Source organism: Rathayibacter sp. CAU 1779 (assembly GCF_054551755.1).
The window spans coordinates 52120-73291 of sequence record NZ_JBTOLK010000002.1 but is presented as its reverse complement, the minus strand read 5'-3'; the positions used below and the strand labels follow the sequence as shown (position 1 = coordinate 73291).

Here is a 21172-nt window from a genome sequence, read left to right as displayed (position 1 = left end):
CATGAGTGGCCTCCACAATTCAATCTCGCGTGTGAAAGGGCTTTCTCGACAGCCCCTGCAGCAGCCACGCGTCCGCCTACGGGACATGGAGGTCACCGGTGAGCAGCCTCGGCGAACTGCGAAAACTCGCGATCAACGCCCGTGCGAGCGGCGTCAAGGTGAAGACCCGCTACACCGACAACAAGGCGGGATACGGCTTCCTGGCGCCGTGGCTGCTCGGAATCTCGGTGTTCACGCTCGGTCCGATGCTCTACTCGCTGTACCTGGCGTTCACGAACTACAACCTGCTTCAGCCGCCGCAGTGGGCGGGCTTCGCGAACTTCGTGGCGATGTTCCAGGACGAGCGTCTGTGGAACTCGCTGCGAGTCACAACGGAGTACGTCTTCATCGGCGTCCCGCTGCAGCTCGCCTTGGCCCTCGCGCTTGCCGTGCTCCTCGACAAGGGCATGAAGTTCCTGGGCTTCTACCGCTCCGTGTTCTACCTGCCGAGCCTCCTCGGCGGATCCGTGGCAGTCGCGATCCTGTGGACCCAGGTGTTCGGCAAAGACGGAATCGTCAACGCAGGGCTGGCACTCCTGGGCATCCACGATGCTCCTGGCTGGGTCACCGACCCGAACTATGCGCTCGGCACGCTGATCATCCTGCACATCTGGACCTTCGGCTCGCCGATGGTGATCTTCCTCGCCGGCCTCCGTCAGATCCCGGAGATGTACTACGAAGCCGCCGCCGTCGACGGGGCGGGCCCCGGCCGCCGGTTCTGGTCAATCACGTTCCCCCTGCTGACCCCGATCATCTTCTTCAACCTGATCCTGCAGGTGATCTTCGCCTTCCAGTCCTTCACGCAGGCGTACATCGTCTCGGGCGGCACGGGAGGCCCGAGCGACTCGACCATGTTCTTCACGCTCTACCTGTACCAACAGGCGTTCACGCAACTGCACATGGGCTACGCCTCTGCGATGGCCTGGATGCTGCTGATCATCATCGCCGCCTTCACCGCGATCAACTTCTGGCTTTCCAAGTATTGGGTTCACTATGACGACTGAACGCCTCGCACTCGCCCCCAACGTCGGCACCGACTCCTGGCGTCGGGCGCACCGGCGCCGTCGGATGACGTCCTCGATCTTCAAACACGTCGGCCTCATCGCGCTGTCGATCGTGATGGTCTATCCGTTGATCTGGCTCGTGGTCTCGTCCTTCAAGCCGAACGACCAGATCTTCACGAACCTCAGCATCTTCACCGACAACCACACGCTGCAGAACTACGTCCACGGCTGGACGTCTCAGGGGCTGCCGTTCCAGGTGTTCCTGTTGAATTCCTCGATCCTCGTGGTCGGAGCGATCATCGGGAACATCGTGTCCTGCGCCATGGCGGCGTACTCGTTCGCGCGGCTCAAGTTCCGACTGCGGAACCTGTTCTTCGCACTGATGCTCGGCACACTCATGCTGCCCATCCACGTCGTCCTCGTGCCGCAGTTCATCATCTTCAAAGACCTGGGATGGCTGGGCACCTTCCTCCCGCTGATCGTCCCGAAGTTCCTCGCCACCGACGCGTTCTTCGTGTTCCTCATGGTCCAGTTCATCCGCGCGCTCCCCAGCGAGATCTTCGAGGCGGCGCGCATCGATGGCGCCGGGCACATCCGCTCGTTCCTGCAGATCACCATCCCTCTGATGACACCAGCCATCGCGACGACGGCGATCTTCACCTTCATCTGGACGTGGGGCGACTTCTTCGGGCCTCTGATCTACCTGCGCACGATGGACAAGTTCCCGGTCTCGGTCGCCCTCAAAGGCTTCGTCGACGCGCAGTCGACGTCGGACTACGGCGGGATGTTCGCCATGTCGGTGATCTCGCTGGTCCCCCTCTTCATCGCCTTCCTCCTCGGACAGCGCTATCTCATCAAGGGCATCGCGACGACTGGCATCAAATAGTCGGAACCTTCGTCCGCGATAGCGTCGGTCCGTGGATCCCACTCAGCTGGCGCGCGCGATCGCCGAGTCTCTCGGACTGCCCGCGACGACCGCGGTCGTCCTCACCGGCGGCAACGAGAACCACGTCGTCCGGGTGTCCGGCGACGGAAGCGATGTCGTTGTCCGGTTCTCGAAGGCAGGAGCGCGCGCCGACGATCCGTTCGACGTGGAAGCGTGGGCGCTCCGCGAGCTGGAGCGCACCGGCGTGCTCAGCTCGCATCTCGTCGCCCGAGGCCGGCACGCAGGCACCTCGTATCTGGTCGTCGACTACGTGCCGGGAGCACCGGCATCCGCCGACGACCTCGATGCGTGGACAGCGATCGGCCGGTTCATCGCTGCACTCTCTCGGATCGACACGTCGACCGCGCCGGCGACGCTCTTCTCGCGATTCGGCCGCGACCTCGACGCCGCGTGGGACGAGCATCTGGCCTACAACCTGCGCTCGCTGGACGACTCCGATCCGTTGATCGCACTCCACGTCTACGCGTCCGGCGATCGCGACCGTCTGCACGACATGCTGACCTCGCTGAGATCCAGGCACGCGCCTCAGGGCATCGTGCACGGCGACCTGTCCACGCGGAACGTGGTGGCGAACCACGAGTACGTGATCATCGACTGGGGAACCGCCCATGTTGGTGCCGCCTCGTGGACAGACCTGGAGCGCATCCGTCGCTGGATGCTGCTGCACGACCAGGAATCCGTCGTGACGGCGGATGCCTGGGCAGCCGTCCTTCACGGAGCCGGGGTCGACTCGTCCGACGTCGAGCCCATCCTCGACGAGCTCACCGTGCTGCACGCACTCGACATCGTTCGCTGGGCGCTGGATGTGCGACCGGATCGTCTCGACGAGCTCGCAGCCGAATCCGCCCGACTCCTGCGCCTGGTGTCATGACCACCGTCGGCGAACGCCCCGTCGACGGCTCAGGACAGCGCCGACTCGTCGTCGTGGCGCCGTTGACGCCGCTCCACACCGGCGACGGCTTTACAGCGGACGCCTGGCCCCTCCACGTCACCCTCGTGCCGCCCTTCGGCACGCCATTGGATCCACCAGCGCTGTCCCGCATCATCGAGACCGCCTGCCACGGCATCGAGCCGCTGAGCGTGGGTATCCTCGGCGAGGAGTCGTTCGGACACCGACGGAATGTTCCCGTCGTCACGCTGGATCCGTCGCCGGAACTGCTCCGTCTGCATGTCGCGCTGCTCGACGCCCTCGCGCCGTGGATCCGGCCGCCCTTCGACACGCGTCACGTTCGCAACGGATATCGTCCGCACGTGACGACGCGGCGGGCATCCGGTCCCCGTCCCGAATCCATCGTCACCCTGCGCACGGTCGTCACCGTCGACCAGCATCCGAACGGGGACCGTTGCCGTCGACGGATTGAGTCCGTCACGACGCTTGGGGTCTGAGGGATTCAGCCCGGGGCCGGCCAAACAGCTATGCCAGGCGGAGTCGTACCGGTCGGAGTCATGCCACGAGAGCCCGATGGGTTCACGTGCCGGCGGCGAACCCCGACTCGACAAGGGAGGCCAAAGCATCGACGGCGTCTCTGGCGCCGGGATCGTCGGTGGCGATCTCCACGGTGGCGCCCTGGGCGAGCCCGAGCGAGAGGATGCCAAGGAGGCTTCGCGCATCCTTTCCGTTGACCGTGACCTTTCCGCCCAGCGATGTCGCCAGCTTGACGAACTCTGCAGCGGGACGCGCGTGGAGTCCGTCGGGATTGGTCAGCGTGGCCGACCTGGAATATCGGGTGACGTCGTCCTGCGACGGAGGCCGTGCCTCGCCGGCGCCCGCCGATCCCCCATCCGGTCGTTCGCCCGCAGCCCGCGCGACCTCTGCAAGGGATCCCCCGGTCTGAGCGCGGACACCTGCCGCGACCGCACCCTCGACGAGGGGTCCGTTCGTCGAGACGACTCGCTTCGTCCAGTCCCCACCCAGCAGCTCGAGCGCGGTCTCCGCGCTCATCACCGCCGAGCCGAGGTCTGACAGGATCACGACGCCGGCGCCGGAGTCGGCATCACGGATGGCCTGCATGACACGCTCGACATCCGTGCCGAGATGTCCGTCGCTCGTACCGCCCGCCGCGACGACCGTGACGTCGGGACTCGTCTCCGCGACGAGTTCCACGACGCCACGGGCGATCAGGTCGCTGTGCGACACCACGACGAGTCCGACCAGCGGGTGGACCGTCATGCGGCCGTCGCCCCCGCCGCGGCCTGCAGAAGGATCACCGTCGAGGCGGCTCCCGGATCCCGATGCCCCACGGCCCGCTCGCCCAGATAGCTCGCACGTCCCTTGTGCGGGAGCAGCGCATCCGTCGCCGTTGCGCCGCGCTCGGCGCCCGATGCCGCAGCGGCCAGCACCTTCACCGGATTACCGCCCGCGGATGCCGCGGCTCGGGCGTCCTCGACCGCCGCCGACCACGCATCCACCATCGTCTTGTCGCCAGGAGCAGCGTGTCCGCGCTCCTCGATGCCGGCAAGGGCCGCTTCCAGCAGGGCGACCACATCTGCGGAACGGAGATCGTCCTTGCCCGCCACGGCCTCTGCTGCCCGGAGGAACGCCGTCCCATACAGCGGGCCAGCAGCGCCGCCCACCGACGAGATCAGCCGCATCGCCGTCGCCCGCAGCACATCGGACGGCGTCGCCCCTGGCGCGGTCTCCGCCAGGGAGGCACGTACGGCCGTGAATCCGCGATTCATGTTCTCGCCGTGATCTCCGTCGCCGATCGCGCGGTCGAGCTCGCTCAGTTCCGGCGCTCGCACCTCGATCTCATCGGCGACGTCCGTCAGCCAGCGGATCGTCCATGCGGTGTCCAAAGTCATCTCATCCTCATCGATCTGTCGTACCAGCGGATCGGCGTCCGCATCACATGCCCCAGCGCAGCGTTGCCGTGCGCACCGGCGCATCCCACAGCCGCAGCAGCTCGTCGTCGACGGTCGTCAACGATACGGAGAAGCCCGCCATGTCCAGCGAGGTCACGAATGATCCGACCAGCGGCCTGGATATCTCGACGCCCGCATCGTCGAGCCGCTGCGCCACGCGCCGGTAGACCACGTACAGCTCGGCGATCGGTGTAGCGCCCATTCCGTTGACGACTGCGATGACGCGTTCGCCCCGGTTCCGCGGAAGATCCGCCAGCACGGCGTCGAGAACTCTGTCGGCGAGCTCGTCGGCAGGGGCCATCGCCGTTCGTGCGCGTCCACGCTCACCGTGGATGCCGATGCCGAACTCGATCTCGTCATCGGCCAGCTCGAAGCTCTGCTTGCCGGAGTGCGGAACGGTCGGCGCGGCGATCGCGACGCCCATCGACCGCGTGGATGCCACCATCCGCTTGGCCAGGCCGACGAGGGAATCCAGGTCGTCACCTCGCTCCGCGGCAGCCCCGACGATCCGCTCGACGATGACCGTTCCCGCGACTCCGCGTCGTCCTGCCGTGAACTCGGAGTTCTGCACGGCGACGTCGTCGTCGATCACGACAGTGCGCACCCGGATGCCGTCCAGCGCCGCGAACTCCGCCGCCGTCTCGAAATTGAGCACGTCCCCTGTGTAGTTCTTCACCAGGTACAGCACGCCGCGACCACCGTCGGCAGCACGGGTCGCCGCGAGGATCGGATCCGGCGTCGGAGACGTGAAGATCTCACCTGGCACCGCAGCATCCAGCATGCCGACGCCGACGAACCCGATGTGCAACGGCTCGTGTCCGCTGCCACCTCCCGACACGATTCCGACCTTGCCCTCCGCGGGAACCGCTCGGGCGACGTACGTCGGATCGATGCCGACTCGCACGATGTCGGCGTGGGCCCGTGCATAGCCCGCCACAGCATCCGCGACGAATGCTCTGGGATCATTCACCAGCTTCTTCACGCTCGACCTCCCGACCGGTCAGCCTCCGGGCTCATCCGGCAGCAGCGATCCATTCGTCGAGCTTGGCCGAGGCTGCGCCCGAGTCGATCGTCTGGGCTGCGACCGCGAGCTTGTCCGAGAACCGCTCCAGGATGCTGCGCTGCCCGCTCGCCGGATCGGCTGCCAGCTCGTACGACACCAGACCGGCCGCCGCGTTCAACAGCACGATGTCGCGCACCGGACCGCGTTCGCCGGCCAGCACCGCACGCACCACCGCCGCGTTGTGGACGGCGTCGCCGCCCTTGAGATCCGCGATGTCGGCACGAGCCAAGCCGAGGTCTCTCGGGTCGATGTCGTGCTCCGTGACGAGTCCCCGTGCGACCTCCCACACGTGGCTGTGACCGGTCGTCGACAGCTCGTCGAGGCCGTCGTCGCCGCGGAACACCAGCGCTGTCGCCCCGCGCGTCTGGAACACACCGACGATGAGCGGTACACGGTCGAGCTGAGCGACGCCGACCGCCGACGCCTCGGGACGCGCCGGGTTGATCAAGGGACCGAGGATGTTGAACACCGTGGGAATGCCGAGCTCGCGACGCACCGCGGCCGCGTTTCCGTATCCAGGGTGGAAGAGGGAGGCGAAGGCGAAGGTGATCCCGACCTTCTCGAACACCTCGGCGACACGCTCGGCTGGCATGGCGAGATCGAGACCGAGAGCCGCGAGCACATCCGACGATCCGGAACGCGAGCTGGCGGCACGGTTCCCGTGCTTGATCACGGGGACTCCGGATGCCGCTGCCACGATGGACGCCGTCGTCGACACGTTGACGGTGCCATAGCGGTCGCCTCCTGTGCCGACGATGTCGAGCGCCATCGGATCCAGCTGCAGCGGGACGGCATGCTCCAGGATGGCGTCCCGGAAGCCGACGATCTCGTCGACCGTCTCCCCCTTGGTGCGCAGGGCTATGAGGAATCCGGCGAGCTGTGCATCCGTGGCCTGGCCGGTCATCACCTGTTCCATGGCCCAGGCTGCATCGGCGACGCTCAGGTGCTCGCCATCGAGCAGCGTGGAGATGATCGTCGGCCAGGTCCGGGTTTCCGCCATGTCTGAAATCTTAGGGGTGTCCGACCAGCGCACGCGCAGGGCGGCGACGTCGGGAACGCACGGCCGAGACCTACGCCGTCGTCGTTCAGCGCCGGTGATCTGCTAGAGGCCCCGACCGATGCCGTTCTCGTGCCTCGTCAGGGCATATCCCTCGCCGCCGGCCCCTCTCTGAGCCGCATTCGGCGCGCGAATGCGAAAACGGACCCATGAAATCGGCCATAATGGGACACGTGACGAGCACCTCGATTTCTCCTTCGGCTTCGGCGCCGACGATCAACCGCCCGAATACAGTGGCCGTCGGAACGATCGTCTGGCTGGGAAGCGAGGTGATGTTCTTCGCGGGACTCTTCGCCATCTACTTCACCCTGCGCTCCACGTCGCCCCAATTGTGGGCTTCGGAGACGGCGCACCTCAACGTTCCTTACGCGCTGACGAACACGCTGATCCTGGTCGCCAGCTCCTTCACATGCCAGTTCGGCGTCTTCGCCGCTGAGCGCTTCCAGTCCCGGTCCACAGGTTGGAGCCCGCGCAAGTGGGGCATGGTCGAGTGGTTCACGCTCAGCTATGCGCTGGGTGCCATCTTCGTCGCCGGCCAGGTTGTCGAGTACGCGACGCTCGTCGGTGAGGGCGTCACCATCGACGGAAACGCCTACGGCTCGGCCTTCTACCTCACGACCGGCTTCCACGCGCTCCACGTCACCGGCGGCCTCATCGCCATGCTCTTCGTCGTCGGACGCGCGTTCGCCGTTCGCAGGTTCGGAGACAAGGAGGCGACGAGCGCCATCGTCGTCTCGTACTACTGGCACTTCGTCGACGTCGTGTGGATCGGGCTCTTCCTGGTCATCTACGTCCTCAAATAGAAATCAGGAGCAGAGCACCTCAATGCGCGAGACAACGCACAAGACCGCTCGCAAGCGCAAGGCGGGCCGCAGGCATCCACTTGCCACTGTCGCATTGATCGCGATCGGGCTGGGCCTGACCGGAGGCGCCTACGCCGCGTTCAACGCGACGGGATCGAGCGCCGACGCCACGTCGTCGAGTTCGAGCGACATCGACTCCGGTAAAAAGCTCTTCCAGGCGAACTGCGCGAGCTGCCACGGGCTCGAAGCCCAGGGCACAGACGAAGCTCCCAGCCTGATCGGCGTCGGCGCCGCGGCTGTCGACTTCCAGGTCGGCACCGGCCGTATGCCCATGGCCATGCAGGGCCCGCAGGCTCCTGAGAAGCCGGTGCAGTTCACCCAGGATCAGATCGACCAGCTGGCGGCCTACGTCGCGTCGCTGGCCCCCGGACCCGGCGTCCCCGACTCGGAGTACACGGACGGCGACGGCGACGCGGCCAAGGGTGCCGAATTGTTCCGCGTGAACTGCGCCATGTGCCACAACGTGGCGGGCGCCGGTGGTGCACTCACGGAAGGCAAGTACGCTCCCCCGCTGCGGGGCGTCTCGCCCACGCACGTCTACGAGGCGATGCTCACCGGTCCGCAGAACATGCCTGTGTTCAACGACCGGAACATCTCGCCGGAGGGCAAGCGGGACATCATCACGTACTTGAAGTTCATCCAGGCCAACCCTTCGCCCGGCGGTTTCGAGCTCGGCTCGCTCGGCCCGGTAGCCGAGGGCTTGTTCATCTGGATCTTCGGCCTCGGTTCGATCGTCGCTCTGACGGTCTGGATCACGGCCAAATCGAACTGATGCGCGTCGCGCGGATCGCACACGAGCGCAAGAAGGAGAGCAATGGCACAGGACGATAACGGCGGCACGGAGATCACGCCCGCCGCCTCGTCGGCCGTCGACCACCGTCCCGGCGACCCTGGCACGGCTGTGATCGTGCAGGACGCGGTGGAGAACCCCGGGTTCCCGCCGCACCGCGCGAGGATCACGGACAAGGACCCGCGCAAGCAGCGCCGTGCCGAGCGCACGATCTACACGCTCTTCTACGTCTCGATCGTCGGAAGCATCTGGGCGATCGCAGCCTACGTCGCGTTCCCGATCGAGTCCGGCAAAATCTCGGACCTTCGGATCAGCACGCTGGCGATCGGGCTCGGCATCACACTCGCCCTTCTCGCGATCGGCTTCGGTGCTGTTCACTGGGCCAAGGCGCTCATGGTCGACAAAGAGGGCATCGACATCCGGCATCCCGTTCAGGGCTCGGATGAGACCCGTGAGCGCGCCGTCGAGATCTTCAAGGAAGCCGACCAGGAGTCCGGATTCGGTCGCCGTACGCTTATCCGCAATTCGCTGATCGGCGCGCTCGTCGCCTTCCCGCTGCCCGCGATCGTGCTCTTCCGCGGCCTCGGCCCGATGGACCAGGATCCGGTCAAGCTCCTCTCCCACACGATGTGGAAGGAAGGAACGCGCCTGACGATCGACCCGTCCGGGACACCGATCAAGGCATCCGATGTGACCATTGGCTCCGTTTTCCACGTCATCCCCGAGGGGCTCAACGACAAGGAAGACGCGCTCGACCAGAAGGCCAAGGCTGCCGTTCTGCTCATGCGCCTCGACCCGAAGGACCTTCATCCCACGCACGGACGCGAGGGCTGGGCGTACGACGGCATCGTCGCGTACTCGAAGATCTGCACGCATGTCGGATGCCCCGTGGCGCTCTACGAGCAGCAGACGCACCACCTGCTGTGCCCGTGCCACCAGTCGCAGTTCGACATCACCCACGAGGCGCGCGTCATCTTCGGTCCGGCGAGCCGGCCGCTGCCGCAGTTGCCGATCGAAGTGGATGCCGACGGATACCTCGTCGCGCAGAGCGATTTCCATGAGCCCGTGGGCCCGAGTTTCTGGGAGCGTCATTGACCGCCACCACCGCCGCTGAAACCACGGCCAAGAAGCGCAGCTTCACGGCTGCCGCGTCGAACTACATCGATGAGCGCACGAGCATCTCGGCGGTCGTCAAGGAATTCGGACGCAAGATCTTCCCCGACCACTGGTCGTTCCTGCTCGGCGAGATCGCGCTGTACAGCTTCATCGTCATCCTGATCACCGGCACGTTCCTGACATTCTTCTTCCAGGCGTCGCAGGCCGAAGTCATCTATCACGGCTCGTGGGTGCCGCTGAAGGGCATCCAGATGTCCGCGGCGATGAACTCCACGTTGAACATCTCGTTCGACATCCGCGGTGGCCTCCTGGTCCGTCAGATCCACCACTGGGCGGCCCTGCTGTTCGTGGCGTCCATCGGTCTGCACATGCTGCGCATCTTCTTCACTGGCGCGTTCCGCAAGCCGCGCGAGCTCAACTGGGTGATCGGCTTCACGCTGTTCGTCCTCGCCATGGCGGAAGGCTTCACCGGATACTCCCTCCCGGACGACCTGCTCTCCGGAAACGGTCTTCGCATCATCGACGGTCTGATCAAGGGCATCCCGGTGATCGGCACCTGGACGTCGTTCCTCCTCTTCGGCGGCGAGTTCCCGGGCACCTCGATCGTCGGACGTCTGTACACGCTGCACATCCTGCTGCTGCCGGCTCTCGTCGTCGCGTTCATCGCTCTGCACCTGGTGTTCGTGGTCGTGCACAAGCACACCCAGTACGCAGGACCCGGCCGCACGCAGCAGAATGTCTCGGGTTACCCGATCCTGCCTGTCTACGCGGCCAAGGCCGGTGGGTTCTTCTTCATCGTGTTCGGTGTCATCGCGCTCATCGCTTCGCTGTTCACGATCAACCCGATCTGGATGTACGGGCCGTACGACCCATCGCCGGTTTCGGCGGGTACCCAGCCCGACTGGTACATCGGCTTCGCCGACGGCATGCTGCGTCTGGTCCCGCCGCACTGGGAGTTCGTGTGGCTGGATAGAACCTGGTCGCTGAACATCCTGGTTCCTGTCGTGGTCCTGGTCTTGTTCCTCGTTCTCGTGGCGATCTACCCGTTCGTCGAGGCATGGGTCAGCGGGGACAAGCGGGAACACCACATCCTCGATCGTCCGCGCAACCAGGCGACCCGTACCGCCATCGGTGCGGCCGGTGTCACCTTCTACGCGACCATGTGGGCCGCCGCGAGCTCGGACCTCGTTGCGACGCACTTCAAGCTCACGATGGAGGGCGTCATCCACACCCTCCAGTTCACGCTGATCCTCGGGCCGATCGTCGCGTACTTCATCACGAAGCGCATCTGCATCGCCCTGCAGAAGAAGGATCGTTCGATCGCCCTGCACGGATACGAATCCGGGCGCATCGTCAAGCTGCCTGGCGGCGAGTTCATCGAGGTCCACCAACAGCTCGACGAGTACGAGCGTTGGCGTCTGGTGAGCTACGACACGTACCAGCCGCTGATGCTCCGTCCTAACTCGCGCGGCAAGATCACGTTCGGCAACCGGCTCCGTTCCGGTATGTCTCGATGGTTCTTCGAGGACCGCCTCGAGCCCGTCACGAAGGGCGAGCTCGAGTCCGATCACGGTCACCACTGAGTTCGTCGAACCGATTCACGGTCGGGCACCGATGTCCCTCACGACACTGTCAGAGTGGCTTCGGTGCCCGATCTGTTTTCTGCCCCTCGAGGCGGTTCCTCCCCTCTCCCTGGGCTGCGGCGACGGTCACCGGTTCGACGTGAATAAGCACGGATACGTGAGCATGCTCGCCACGCAGCCACGGATCGCGGGCGATACACCGCAGATGCTCGACGCACGGGCCGATCTGCTCTCCAGCGGCGCCTACGACGCGGTGGCGCACCTCATCACCGAAAGCGTGGTCGACCAAGGCACGGAACGCGTCATCGATGCCGGCACCGGCACCGGCCACTACTCGGCGAGGATCGCAGCGCGCCTGCCCCGATCAGCGCGTATCCTCGCCACCGACATCGCGGCGGACGCTGTTCGACGCAGCGTGCGCCACATCGGTCGGGAACGAGCCGACGGACTTGTCGCGGACACGTGGCGTCCTTTGCCCATCCGGGATGGCGTGGCGGACGCCGTGGTCAACGTGTTCGCACCACGGAATGCAGAAGAGTTCCGTCGCGTCCTCAAAGACGATGGACGTCTTGTGGTGGCACTCCCCCAGCAGGATCACCTCATCGAGCTTCGAGAGGCGCTGCCCATGCTGAATGTGCCACCGGACAAGTCGGAGCGGCTCACGGAGGATTTCTCCGCACACTTCACCCTCGAACACAGCGCGACCGCTCGGTACCGCCTCTCTATCAGTCACGACACCGCAGTCGCTTTGCGCACCATGGGTCCCTCGGGCCACCACACGGCAGCGGATGACGCGCCAGCGGTCGCCGCTGTGCCCCACGAGGTCACTGTTGCGGTCGACGTACTCCGTTTTCGACCCAAGACCCGGCCGCGCTCGCGTCACGACGACCGACGACGCCACACCTGACCGCCGTCGAGCGACGACTCAACCTCGCGCGAGCAAAGGGCACATACACCGACGGACGCCGGATCGTATGCCGATCCGTGCCGTACTCACGGGCCACGACCATGCGTACAGATAGGCGGACGGCTTACGCAGGCGCGCGCATGATGGCATCCCGCCGCCGTCAACGCTCCCGGAGCACGGCCATCAATGATCAGCAGAATCCCACGCCAGCACAGTATTCGAGATGCGTATCGCCATCTGATCGGCGCAGATCAGCGAGTGCAAGCGACGAGAACACAATTCCGGCTCGGCGAACCTGCCAGCAACCCGAGCCTGACGGACGGCATCACTATTGTGCGGCCGCATTCAGCTCGGACATCCCCGCGGCGACGTCGACACGATCGACACGGCGATGCTGCGAGGAAGACGACAACCGACGGCACGACTGCGTGGCACACCCCTTACAGAGAATCCGCACCCACAACGGCGAGCGATGCCGCATTCCGCATATCGCCCCGCAGGACGAAGCACCGAGAAAGGGCGGCGCGCCGTCCGAAAACGGTGCGCCGCCCTTCGGCTACATCCACGATCAGCGGGCGAAGTATCCCCGGTAGTACTCGTACACCCAGCCCACAAGGCTCACAGCGGCGAGGGCGCCGCCGATCGGGACGATCCACCAGCCGACTGCAATGCCGAGGGCACCGAGCGCGGCCGAAAGCCCGAGAAGGAACGGCCACCAGCTCCACGGGCTGAAGTGTCCGAGTTCGGGGTCGCCGTCATCGATGTTGGCGTCGAGACGGTCTTCCGGCAGCTCCACGCCTCGCTGGGTGGCATGGGTACGCCCCAGGAAGAAGGCGATGAACGCCCCCAGTATCCCGGTGAGCGTCAGGGCGACCGTGCCGACCGGTTCGATCTCGTGGTTCGGGTAGTAGAACCACGCCCACACCGTGTACAAGATCGCGACGAGCCAGAAGAAGATCGCGATGATCCAGAAAACTGTCGCGCTGACGCGCATGCTACTTCACCTCTGCAGAGTCGACGCCAACGGATGCTGTCGAGGCACCGGCGCCGATCGCGACCGGCACTCCTACCTCGGGGTGGTTCAGGTCGAACGCCGGCGACTCGCTACGGATACGCGGGATCGACGTGAAGTTGTGCCGCGGCGGCGGGCAGCTGGTGGCCCACTCGAGCGAGCGTCCGTAGCCCCAGGGGTCGTTCACCGTGACCTTCGCTCCAGAGCGCGCCGTGATGTACACGTTCAGCAGGAACGGGATCATGGAGACCGCCAGGAGCGCGGCACCGAAGGTGGACACCTGGTTCATCCACGTGAATCCGTCTTGCGGCAGGTACGTGTAGTAACGCCGGGGCATGCCGATGACGCCGAGCCAGTGCTGGATCAGGAACGTGGTGTGGAATCCGATGAACAGCAGCCAGAAATGCCACTTGCCCAGCTTGTCGTTGAGCATCTTCCCGGTCCACTTCGGCCACCAGAAGTAGAAGCCGGAGAACATCGCGAAGACGACCGTTCCGAACACCACGTAGTGGAAGTGCGCCACGACGAAGTACGAGTCCGACACGTGGAAGTCGAGCGGCGGTGAGGCCAGGATCACGCCCGTGAGGCCACCGAACGTGAACGTCACCAAGAAGCCGATCGCCCACAGCATCGGGGACTCGAACGTGATCGAGCCGCGCCACATGGTGCCGATCCAGTTGAAGATCTTCACACCGGTCGGGACCGCGATGAGCATGGTCATCAGGGAGAAGAACGGCAAGAGCACCATGCCTGTGACGTACATGTGGTGCGCCCACACCGTCACGGACAACGCCGCGATCGAGATGGTCGCGTAGACGAGCGTCTTGTACCCGAACACCGGCTTGCGGCTGAAGACAGGGAACACCTCTGACACGATCCCGAAGAACGGCAACGCGATGATGTACACCTCGGGATGGCCGAAGAACCAGAACAGGTGTTGCCACAAGATCGCACCGCCATTGGCTGCATCGAAGATGTGGGCGCCGAGCACACGATCCGCGGCAGCGGCGAAGATGGCCGCGGCAAGCACCGGGAACGCCATCAGGACCAGGATCGAGGTGACAAGCGTGTTCCAGGTGAAGATCGGCATGCGGAACATGGTCATGCCCGGAGCACGGAGCGTGATGATCGTCGTGATGAAGTTCACCGCACCGAGGATGGTTCCGAATCCGGAGATACCGAGGCCGAGCATCCACATGTTGCCGCCGAGCCCTGGTGAGAACGTCGTCGACGCGAGTGGCTGATACGCGAACCAGCCGAACGACGCGGCACCCTGCGGGGTGAGGAATCCGGCGACGGCGATGAGCGATCCGAAGTTGTACAGCCAGTACGCGAAGGCGTTCAGACGCGGGAACGCCACGTCGGGTGCACCGATCTGCAGCGGCATGATCACGTTCGCGAATCCAGCGAAGAGCGGCGTCGCGAACATCAGCAGCATGATCGTGCCGTGCATCGTGAACAGCTGGTTGTACTGCTCACGGGTCTGCACGACCTCGAGGCCGGGCTCGAACAGCTGAGCGCGGATGATCAGCGCCATGATGCCGCCGACGCAGAAGTACACGAACGACGTGATCAGGTACATGTACCCGATGGTCTTGTGGTCCGTGGAGGTGATCCAGTTGACCAGGATGTTGCCCTTGCGATGGATCTTCGTCGCACCGAGAATCTGAGTGGTCGGCGACGGCGTGACCGTCGAAGGAGCAGGTGCTGTGGTAGTACTCATTCTCCGCGTGCCTTAGTCGTTGTTCTTCGGTGCGCCGGTGCCGGGCAGGTTCGTGTTGCGGTCGACATCGGAACCGAGCTTGCCGGTGTATCCACGGTCTCTCAGATCCTGAATGTGCTGCTGGTACTCGTCCTCGGAGACCACCTTGACGTTGAAGAGCATTGCCGAGTGATACTCGCCGCAGAGCTCCGCACACTTGCCCGCGTAGGTGCCTTCCTTGGTGGGCTCCAGATACATGTAGTTCGTGTGCCCCGGAATCACGTCCTTCTTGTACAGGAAGGCGGGAACCCAGAACGAGTGGATGACGTCACGCGAGTTCAGCTTGATCGTGATCTTCTCGTCAACGGGAAGGTACAAGGTCGGAATCTGACTCTCGACGACCGATCCCTGGGGCGCGCCGGACTGGTCATCGGGCTGCGCCTGGATGCCCGGGTCGTAGACGCCGTCCGACAGGTAGTTGAAGTCCCACGACCACTGCTTGGCGTACACCTGCACGGTCATGTCCGGGTGCGCGTACGGCTTCTCGATGGTGTCCTGGGCACGGGTGGTGAAGGCGAAGAAGCCGATGATCAGCACGAACGGCACGATCGTGTAGAAGATCTCGATCGGCATGTTGTACCGGAGCTGCGCCGGAATGCCCGTCTGCCCCTTGCGACGCCGATAGACGATGACGCACCAGATGATGAGGCCCCACACCAGGAGTCCGACGAGCAGGAGCACGATCCACGACGTGACCCACAGCCCCGAGACGAGCTCAGTGTGGTTGGTGACCGGAGTCTTGCCGTCGAAGCCTGGAAGGAACCCGTTCAGCTGAGACTGGGTGCAACCGGCCAAAACCAGAGCGACTAAAGCTGCAACCGGAACTGCAGCCCATCGGAAACGGCGATTGTGACGCACCGGTGACCTTTCGAGTAAATCGTGAGCAGAGCGGCATGCGCTACTGCGTTGACCTTCGCTTAGCCTATCGCCATCCGAGAGGGTCGTGCGTGCCGAACGCGCCCTCGCGTGGCGCCGCAGGGTGGACCGGAGATACGAAAAGGACCGGCTGATCGGCCGGTCCTTTTCGTGAACAAGAAGTGACGCGAAGGTCAGTGAAAGCTGTCTCCACAGGCGCAGCTACCCGAAGCGTTGGGGTTGTCGATCGTGAACCCCTGCTTCTGGATCGTGTCTTCGAAGTCGATCGTCGCGCCGTCGAGATATGGCGCGCTCATCTTGTCGACGATCACCTCGACTCCGTCGAAGTCGACGGTTCCGTCGCCGTCCATGAACCGCTCGTCGAAGTACAGCTGGTAGATCAGACCCGAGCATCCGCCGGGCTGAACGGCCAGACGCAGACGCAGATCGTCACGGCCCTCCTGCTCCAGGAGGCTGCGGACCTTGCCGGCCGCGGCATCCGTGAGCAGCACGCCGTGAGCCTTGGGCTCGGCGAGAGTGCTCGTGCCGGTGAGAGTCGTGTCGCTCATCGAGTGCCTCGTTCCTTCGTAACGTCGAATCTGGCCCCAGTGTAAATCAGCCGACTCGATTATTCAGGCGAGCCAGCAGCAGGGATTCGGTGAGGATCGCGCGCCGAAAGACGCCGAGGTGCAGCGATTCGTTCGGGCTGTGCGCCCGGGTGTCGGGATCCTCGACTCCGGTCACCAGAATCTGCGCGTCCGGGAACTCGCGGACGAGGTCCGCGATGAAGGGGATGCTGCCACCGATTCCGGTCTCGACCGGGTCGGCGCCCCACGCGTCGCGCATGGCGTCCTTGGCGGCCGTGGCCGCCCATCCGCTCGTGTCGACGAGGAAGGGATCACCGAGGTCCACGTCGTCGATCTCGATGTGCGCTCCGAAGGCGGCGTGCGAACGGATGTGCCGTTCCAGCGCCCCGTACGCATCCCGCGCGGTTTGTCCTGGTGCGACGCGGGCGCTGATCCGCACGGCGACGGACGGCAGCAACGTGTTGGAGGCGTTGGCCACGCTCGGCGCGTCGATGCCCGTCACGGTGATGGTCGGCTGGTTCCACAGACGCGACAACACGGGACCACGGCCGACGAGCGCGACGCCGTCGAGCACGGCGGCATCCGTCCGCAGCTGCTCCTCCGAGAACGCCGGAACCTCGGCTTCGTGCGACGTCATGCCGTCGACTGCGACAGAGCCATCGTCGTCGTGCAGCGTCGCTAGCAGCTTCGCGAGGGCGAGCATGGCATCCGGCACTCCTCCCCCGTACATGCCCGAATGGGATGCGTGAGCAAGCGTCGACACGGTGAGCCGGAAGGTGACATTGCCACGCAGGCCCACCGTGATGGCCGGGATGTCGACGCTCCAGTTGTCCGAGTCGGCGACGACGATCGCGTCGGCGGCGAGAGTCTTCTTGTGCTCGGCGAGGAAGTTCGCGAACGACCGCGAGCCGAACTCCTCCTCGCCCTCGATGAAGACCGCGACGCCGAGATCGAAGTCGTGACCGATGACGGCGCTCAATGCGCGGATGGAGGCGACGTGCGCCATCACCCCTGCCTTGTCGTCTGCCGCGCCTCGCGCATAGAGCCGGTCCCCACGCACTGTCGGCTCGAACGGCGAAGTCTCCCAGTCTTCGTCCTTGCCGGGCGGCTGGACGTCGTGGTGGGCGTACAACAGGACGGTGGGAGCGCCGTTCCTGGGCTCCTTCCTGGCGATGACGGCCGGCTGCCCGTTCTCGTCGCCGTCGCCGATCGTCGACTGCGCGATCTCGACCGTGTCGAAGACGTCGAGTGCTCGCAGGAGCGATGCGACGGCATCCGCGCTGCGAGCGACGTTCTCGGGATCGAACGCCGACCACGAGACGGACGGGATGCGCACCAGATCGGTGAGATCGGCGACCGCCTGCGGCATCCCGTCTTGGACGGCTTCGCTCAGTGGCACTGTCAGGTCTGCCTGTGGCTGATCCTCTTCGCTCATGCGGGTAATCTTAATCGGACGACTATCAAGGACTTTCCCGTGGCCAAACGAGCAGAAACCACCGCGACGCCGACTGAAGAAGCCGAGCAGACAACGACCAGCGGCAAGGGTCACGCGACCCCTAGCCGCGCAGACCGCGAGGCGGCACGGAAGCGCCCACTGGTGCCAGCCGACCGCAAGGCGGCGGCACGCAACGCGCGGAGCCAGAACGCCGAGGCGCGCGAGCGTGCGCGCGTCGGCATGGCCGCGGGAGACGAACGCTATCTGACGCAGCGGGATCGCGGCCCTCAGCGCCGCTTCGTGCGGGACTACGTGGACGCGCGGTACACCGTCGCCGAGTTCCTGATGCCGGTGATGCTGGTCATCATCGTGCTGACCTTCGTCCCCGTGCAGGCTCTGCAGTACTACGGCATCATCGTGCTGTGGCTGTTCTTCGCGCTGGCGGTCATCGACTCGGCGATCATGGTGTTCACGATGAAGCGTCGTCTGCGTGCCAAGTTCGGCACGCTGGAGCGCGGCCTCACATGGTACGCCGTCATGCGGGCGCTGCAGTTCCGGATGATCCGCATGCCGAAACCGCAGGCCAAGCGCGGCCAGTATCCGGCATAGCAGCAGACGACCGATGACGATCATCGCCGCGGCCGACGGCTCAGCTCTGGGCAACCCCGGACCCGCAGGATGGGCGTGGTACGTCGACGACGAGACCTGGGCTGCCGGCGGGTGGCCGCACGGGACCAACAACATGGGCGAGCTCATGGCCGTGATCGATCTCTTCGAGTCGACGGCCGCGGAATCCGATGACCTGCGCGTGCTCTGCGACAGCCAGTACGTGATCAACGCCGTCACCAAGTGGATGCCAGGGTGGAAACGTCGCGGCTGGCGCAAGGCCGATGGTTCGCCGGTCCAGAACCTCGACCTGTTGAAGCGACTCGATGAGGCGCTCACCGGTCGTGAATACGCATTCGAGTGGGTACGCGGGCACAACGGACACGAGCTCAACGAGGCGGCGGACGAGCGCGCACGTGGAGCGGCTACCGCGTACCAGAAGCGTGTGCCGGTCGATGGCGGCCCCGGATGGGGCGGCACGCCGCGAGCGGACGCCACGACCGAGAACGCGGCGTCCGCGTCGACGGAGGAGCCGCGCCGCCGAGCATCGGATGCCGGGTCCACGCCCGCACCGCCGCCCACCCTCTTCGACGAGCTCCCGCTCGATGAGACGGATGAGGAGACCGTGCTTCGGCAGGAGCGTGCGCTCCTGGATCCGCGTATCCGCGAGGACGTGGCCGAGGTCGGCGTGCTGCTCCACCCCGAATTCGTCGAGGTGGGAAGGTCAGGTCGTCTGTGGTCCAAGGACGAGGTGGCCCTCTCCCCCGTCAGCGAGGGCACGATCGCGGACGTTGTCTCCGTCGACCTGATTTCGCCTGGCGTCATGCAGCTGATCTACCGCACGACGGATGCCGGCGGCGCGACCCTGCGCAGCTCCCTGTGGCTTCGTGAGGGCTCGCGCTGGCGGCTGAGGTTCCACCAGGGAACGCCGGCCGCCGACTAGGGTGTGGCGGTGCGGAGTCGGTCGAGGCCGCGGTTGATGGACCGCGCCCAGAGCGGACCAAGGTAGATGAAGGCCGAGTAGCCCTGTACGAGGGTGGCACCGGCATCCAGGCGTTCGCGCACGTCTTCTGCCGTCTCGACTCCGCCGACGGAGATGATGCACAGGTCGGGTCCTACCGCGGCACGCAGGAGACGCAGCACCTCGAGCGACCGCTTCGCGAGCGGACGGCCGGACAGTCCGCCGGTACCGGCGGCCTCGACGGTCGCCGCGTCGGTCGCGAGTCCGTCCCGCGAGATCGTCGTATTGGTCGCGATGATGCCGTCCAGACCGAGTTCGCCGACGAGTTCGGCGATCGCGAGAATGTCGTCGTCTGCGAGATCAGGCGCGATCTTGACCACAAGGGGCGTTCGGCCCGCTTCCTCCTTGACCGCTGCGAGAAGGGGTCGCAGTGAGTCGAGCGCTTGCAGGTCCCGCAGGCCGGGCGTGTTCGGCGAGCTGACGTTCACCACGAGGTAGTCGGCGACTTCAGCGGCGGTTCGGGCGGAGGTGCGGTAGTCGGCCACGGCATCCGTCACGTCGACGACGCGCGACTTGCCGATGTTGATGCCGATGACCGGCCTGCGGTGTGCCGTGCGCACCTTGGCCACACGTTCCGCAGCTGCTTGCGCCCCGTCGTTGTTGAAGCCCATCCGATTGACGATCGCCCGGTCGGGGATGAGCCGGAAGAGTCGCGGCCGGGGGTTGCCGGGCTGAGGGATGGCGGTGACCGTGCCGACCTCCACGTGCCCGAATCCGAGCGCACCGAGTCCGAGGATGGCCGTGGCGTTCTTGTCGAATCCCGCAGCCACGCCGAACGGTGTGGGGAACGTGAGTCCTAGTGCACGAACAGAGTGGTCGCCGCGCGGCATGGTGATGCGCGCAGCGAGGCGACGCAGACCGAGTGTGGGAAGCATCCGGATCACCGCGAACGCGAGGTGGTGAGCCCGTTCGGGGTCCATGTGCCGGAAGACGAGCGAGAACAGGATGCGATACATGCCTGTGCAACCCTATCTGCGATTGAGGCTTGGGTGAGCGAGCTCGCTCGTTCACCCAAGTCGATTGAGCCTGTGAGCGGCGCCAGCCGCGATATCTACGATTGTGGTGAGGGTTGAGCAAACTTGTTCGCTCAACCGAGCCAGCAGATGGACCGCGCCAGCCGCTATATCTGCGGTTGACGCCCGCTCATGCGATCTCTCTCGACCGCGCCACGACGTCTACTCCGAAGCGGCGGGCCGGGCGTGGTGCTCTTCGCGCAGTGCGGTGATCGCCGACTCGAAGTCGTCGAGCGAATCGAAGGCCTGATAGACGCTGGCGAAACGCAGGTAGGCGACCTCATCCAGCTCGCGGAGCGGCGGCAGAACGGCGAGTCCGATCTCATTGGCGTCGATCTGGGACACGCCGGTCGCGCGGACGGACTCTTCGACCTTCTGGGCGAGGAGCGCGAGATCCGTATCGGTCACGGGTCTGCCCTGGCACGCCTTGCGCACGCCGGACATGATCTTCTCGCGACTGAACGGCTCGGCCACACCGCTCCGTTTGATGACGTTGAGGCTCGCCGTCTCGATCGTCGAGAAGCGCCTGCCGCATTCCGGGCACTGACGGCGGCGCCTGATGGAGAGTCCGTCGTCCGAGGTGCGGGAGTCGACGACGCGCGAGTCCGGATGGCGGCAGAAGGGGCAGAACATGGTGTGTTCAGGCTATCC

22 protein-coding genes are annotated in these 21172 nt (G+C 65.4%); 11 read left to right on the top strand and 11 right to left on the bottom strand.

The features are described 5' to 3' along the window. Window positions 1–98 precede the first annotated feature (98 nt). From ACX9R5_RS11295 to ACX9R5_RS11280, 4 genes are read left to right on the top strand one after another with little or no spacing between them, the layout of a single operon-like run. A complete protein-coding gene (locus ACX9R5_RS11295) occupies window positions 99–1043 on the top strand; it encodes a carbohydrate ABC transporter permease (RefSeq protein ID WP_459409144.1) in 945 nt (314 codons plus the stop codon). Beyond that, the gene (locus tag ACX9R5_RS11290; protein ID WP_459409143.1) at window positions 1033–1929 is read left to right on the top strand and encodes a carbohydrate ABC transporter permease; all 897 of its coding nucleotides are present in this window, start codon (window positions 1033–1035) and stop codon (window positions 1927–1929) included. The genes ACX9R5_RS11295 and ACX9R5_RS11290 overlap by 11 nt, the downstream gene beginning before the upstream one ends. Window positions 1930–1960: 31 nt before the next feature. Further along, complete coding sequence (locus ACX9R5_RS11285; protein ID WP_459409142.1) at window positions 1961–2860, top strand: phosphotransferase; 900 nt, start codon at window positions 1961–1963, stop codon at window positions 2858–2860. Then, window positions 2857–3375 (top strand): 2'-5' RNA ligase family protein, encoded by a 519-nt coding sequence (locus ACX9R5_RS11280; RefSeq protein ID WP_459409141.1) that lies wholly within the window; start codon window positions 2857–2859, stop codon window positions 3373–3375. The genes ACX9R5_RS11285 and ACX9R5_RS11280 overlap by 4 nt, the downstream gene beginning before the upstream one ends. 82 nt (window positions 3376–3457) lie before the next feature. Here the strand turns inward: ACX9R5_RS11280 and dhaM are convergent, their stop codons facing one another. From dhaM to trpD, 4 genes are read right to left on the bottom strand one after another with little or no spacing between them, the layout of a single operon-like run. Continuing rightward, entirely contained in the window at window positions 3458–4159 is a 702-nt protein-coding gene (gene dhaM, locus ACX9R5_RS11275; protein WP_459409140.1) for a dihydroxyacetone kinase phosphoryl donor subunit DhaM, read from the bottom strand. Then, window positions 4156–4791 carry a dihydroxyacetone kinase subunit DhaL gene (gene dhaL / locus ACX9R5_RS11270; protein WP_459409139.1) on the bottom strand — a complete coding sequence of 212 codons (636 nt, stop codon included), beginning with the start codon at window positions 4789–4791 and terminating at the stop codon, window positions 4156–4158. Before dhaL ends, dhaM begins: the two co-directional genes overlap by 4 nt. A gap of 43 nt (window positions 4792–4834) precedes the next feature. Then, window positions 4835–5833 carry a dihydroxyacetone kinase subunit DhaK gene (gene dhaK / locus ACX9R5_RS11265; RefSeq protein WP_459409138.1) on the bottom strand — a complete coding sequence of 333 codons (999 nt, stop codon included), beginning with the start codon at window positions 5831–5833 and terminating at the stop codon, window positions 4835–4837. A 31-nt stretch (window positions 5834–5864) separates the two neighbouring features. Then, a complete protein-coding gene (gene trpD / locus ACX9R5_RS11260) occupies window positions 5865–6914 on the bottom strand; it encodes an anthranilate phosphoribosyltransferase (protein ID WP_459409137.1) in 1050 nt (349 codons plus the stop codon). A gap of 221 nt (window positions 6915–7135) precedes the next feature. Here trpD and ctaE point away from each other — a divergent pair, with 221 nt between their 5' ends. The 5 genes from ctaE to ACX9R5_RS11235 are packed head-to-tail and all read left to right on the top strand — an operon-like array spanning window position 7136 to window position 12230. Then, window positions 7136–7774 (top strand): aa3-type cytochrome oxidase subunit III, encoded by a 639-nt coding sequence (gene ctaE / locus ACX9R5_RS11255; RefSeq protein WP_459409666.1) that lies wholly within the window; start codon window positions 7136–7138, stop codon window positions 7772–7774. 22 nt (window positions 7775–7796) lie between these two features. Further along, complete coding sequence (gene qcrC / locus ACX9R5_RS11250) at window positions 7797–8606, top strand: cytochrome bc1 complex diheme cytochrome c subunit (protein WP_459409136.1); 810 nt, start codon at window positions 7797–7799, stop codon at window positions 8604–8606. Between the two features lie 42 nt (window positions 8607–8648). After that, window positions 8649–9719 (top strand): cytochrome bc1 complex Rieske iron-sulfur subunit, encoded by a 1071-nt coding sequence (gene qcrA / locus ACX9R5_RS11245; protein ID WP_459409135.1) that lies wholly within the window; start codon window positions 8649–8651, stop codon window positions 9717–9719. Beyond that, entirely contained in the window at window positions 9716–11323 is a 1608-nt protein-coding gene (gene qcrB, locus ACX9R5_RS11240; protein WP_459409134.1) for a cytochrome bc1 complex cytochrome b subunit, read from the top strand. Before qcrA ends, qcrB begins: the two co-directional genes overlap by 4 nt. Window positions 11324–11354: 31 nt before the next feature. Next, complete coding sequence (locus ACX9R5_RS11235) at window positions 11355–12230, top strand: methyltransferase domain-containing protein (RefSeq protein WP_459409133.1); 876 nt, start codon at window positions 11355–11357, stop codon at window positions 12228–12230. 568 nt (window positions 12231–12798) lie between these two features. Here the strand turns inward: ACX9R5_RS11235 and ACX9R5_RS11230 are convergent. The 5 genes from ACX9R5_RS11230 to ACX9R5_RS11210 all read right to left on the bottom strand — a co-directional run bounded on the left by ACX9R5_RS11230 (window position 12799) and on the right by ACX9R5_RS11210 (window position 17881). Continuing rightward, window positions 12799–13224 carry a cytochrome c oxidase subunit 4 gene (locus tag ACX9R5_RS11230; RefSeq protein WP_459409132.1) on the bottom strand — a complete coding sequence of 142 codons (426 nt, stop codon included), beginning with the start codon at window positions 13222–13224 and terminating at the stop codon, window positions 12799–12801. 1 nt (window position 13225) lies between these two features. Beyond that, complete coding sequence (gene ctaD, locus ACX9R5_RS11225; protein WP_459409131.1) at window positions 13226–14965, bottom strand: aa3-type cytochrome oxidase subunit I; 1740 nt, start codon at window positions 14963–14965, stop codon at window positions 13226–13228. Between the two features lie 12 nt (window positions 14966–14977). Next, window positions 14978–15862 (bottom strand): aa3-type cytochrome oxidase subunit II, encoded by an 885-nt coding sequence (gene ctaC, locus ACX9R5_RS11220; RefSeq protein ID WP_459409130.1) that lies wholly within the window; start codon window positions 15860–15862, stop codon window positions 14978–14980. Window positions 15863–16053: 191 nt separating this feature from the next. Next, complete coding sequence (locus tag ACX9R5_RS11215) at window positions 16054–16428, bottom strand: HesB/IscA family protein (RefSeq protein WP_459409129.1); 375 nt, start codon at window positions 16426–16428, stop codon at window positions 16054–16056. 46 nt (window positions 16429–16474) lie between these two features. After that, window positions 16475–17881 carry a M20/M25/M40 family metallo-hydrolase gene (locus ACX9R5_RS11210; RefSeq protein ID WP_459409128.1) on the bottom strand — a complete coding sequence of 469 codons (1407 nt, stop codon included), beginning with the start codon at window positions 17879–17881 and terminating at the stop codon, window positions 16475–16477. Window positions 17882–17920: 39 nt separating this feature from the next. On the opposite strand from ACX9R5_RS11210, the gene ACX9R5_RS11205 reads away from it, so the two are divergent. Both ACX9R5_RS11205 and ACX9R5_RS11200 read left to right on the top strand, forming a co-directional pair. Next, on the top strand, window positions 17921–18490 hold the full coding sequence (locus ACX9R5_RS11205; protein WP_459409127.1) for a DUF3043 domain-containing protein: 570 nt from the start codon (window positions 17921–17923) through the stop codon (window positions 18488–18490). A 13-nt stretch (window positions 18491–18503) separates the two neighbouring features. After that, window positions 18504–19430, top strand: a complete 927-nt coding sequence (locus ACX9R5_RS11200) for an RNase H family protein (RefSeq protein WP_459409126.1) — start codon at window positions 18504–18506, stop codon at window positions 19428–19430. Here the strand turns inward: ACX9R5_RS11200 and ACX9R5_RS11195 are convergent. Together ACX9R5_RS11195 and nrdR are read right to left on the bottom strand one after the other, a co-directional pair. Next, window positions 19427–20464 carry a quinone-dependent dihydroorotate dehydrogenase gene (locus tag ACX9R5_RS11195; protein ID WP_459409125.1) on the bottom strand — a complete coding sequence of 346 codons (1038 nt, stop codon included), beginning with the start codon at window positions 20462–20464 and terminating at the stop codon, window positions 19427–19429. The two genes, ACX9R5_RS11200 and ACX9R5_RS11195, sit on opposite strands and share 4 nt — an antisense overlap. A 219-nt stretch (window positions 20465–20683) precedes the next feature. Continuing rightward, window positions 20684–21154, bottom strand: coding sequence for a transcriptional regulator NrdR (nrdR, locus tag ACX9R5_RS11190; protein WP_459409124.1), 471 nt, complete (start codon window positions 21152–21154; stop codon window positions 20684–20686). Window positions 21155–21172: the final 18 nt, after the last annotated feature.

Coding starts and splice junctions, on each gene's coding strand:
- ACX9R5_RS11290 (WP_459409143.1), top strand. CDS start 1,033: ATGACGACTGAACGCCTCGCACTCGCCCCCAACGTCGGCACCGACTCC.
- ACX9R5_RS11280 (WP_459409141.1), top strand. CDS start 2,857: ATGACCACCGTCGGCGAACGCCCCGTCGACGGCTCAGGACAGCGCCGA.
- dhaM (WP_459409140.1), bottom strand. CDS start 4,159: ATGACGGTCCACCCGCTGGTCGGACTCGTCGTGGTGTCGCACAGCGAC.
- dhaL (WP_459409139.1), bottom strand. CDS start 4,791: ATGACTTTGGACACCGCATGGACGATCCGCTGGCTGACGGACGTCGCC.
- trpD (WP_459409137.1), bottom strand. CDS start 6,914: ATGGCGGAAACCCGGACCTGGCCGACGATCATCTCCACGCTGCTCGAT.
- ctaE (WP_459409666.1), top strand. CDS start 7,136: ATGGGACACGTGACGAGCACCTCGATTTCTCCTTCGGCTTCGGCGCCG.
- qcrC (WP_459409136.1), top strand. CDS start 7,797: ATGCGCGAGACAACGCACAAGACCGCTCGCAAGCGCAAGGCGGGCCGC.
- qcrA (WP_459409135.1), top strand. CDS start 8,649: ATGGCACAGGACGATAACGGCGGCACGGAGATCACGCCCGCCGCCTCG.
- ACX9R5_RS11235 (WP_459409133.1), top strand. CDS start 11,355: ATGTCCCTCACGACACTGTCAGAGTGGCTTCGGTGCCCGATCTGTTTT.
- ACX9R5_RS11230 (WP_459409132.1), bottom strand. CDS start 13,224: ATGCGCGTCAGCGCGACAGTTTTCTGGATCATCGCGATCTTCTTCTGG.
- ctaD (WP_459409131.1), bottom strand. CDS start 14,965: ATGAGTACTACCACAGCACCTGCTCCTTCGACGGTCACGCCGTCGCCG.
- ACX9R5_RS11215 (WP_459409129.1), bottom strand. CDS start 16,428: ATGAGCGACACGACTCTCACCGGCACGAGCACTCTCGCCGAGCCCAAG.
- ACX9R5_RS11210 (WP_459409128.1), bottom strand. CDS start 17,881: ATGAGCGAAGAGGATCAGCCACAGGCAGACCTGACAGTGCCACTGAGC.
- ACX9R5_RS11200 (WP_459409126.1), top strand. CDS start 18,504: ATGACGATCATCGCCGCGGCCGACGGCTCAGCTCTGGGCAACCCCGGA.
- ACX9R5_RS11195 (WP_459409125.1), bottom strand. CDS start 20,464: ATGTATCGCATCCTGTTCTCGCTCGTCTTCCGGCACATGGACCCCGAA.
- nrdR (WP_459409124.1), bottom strand. CDS start 21,154: ATGTTCTGCCCCTTCTGCCGCCATCCGGACTCGCGCGTCGTCGACTCC.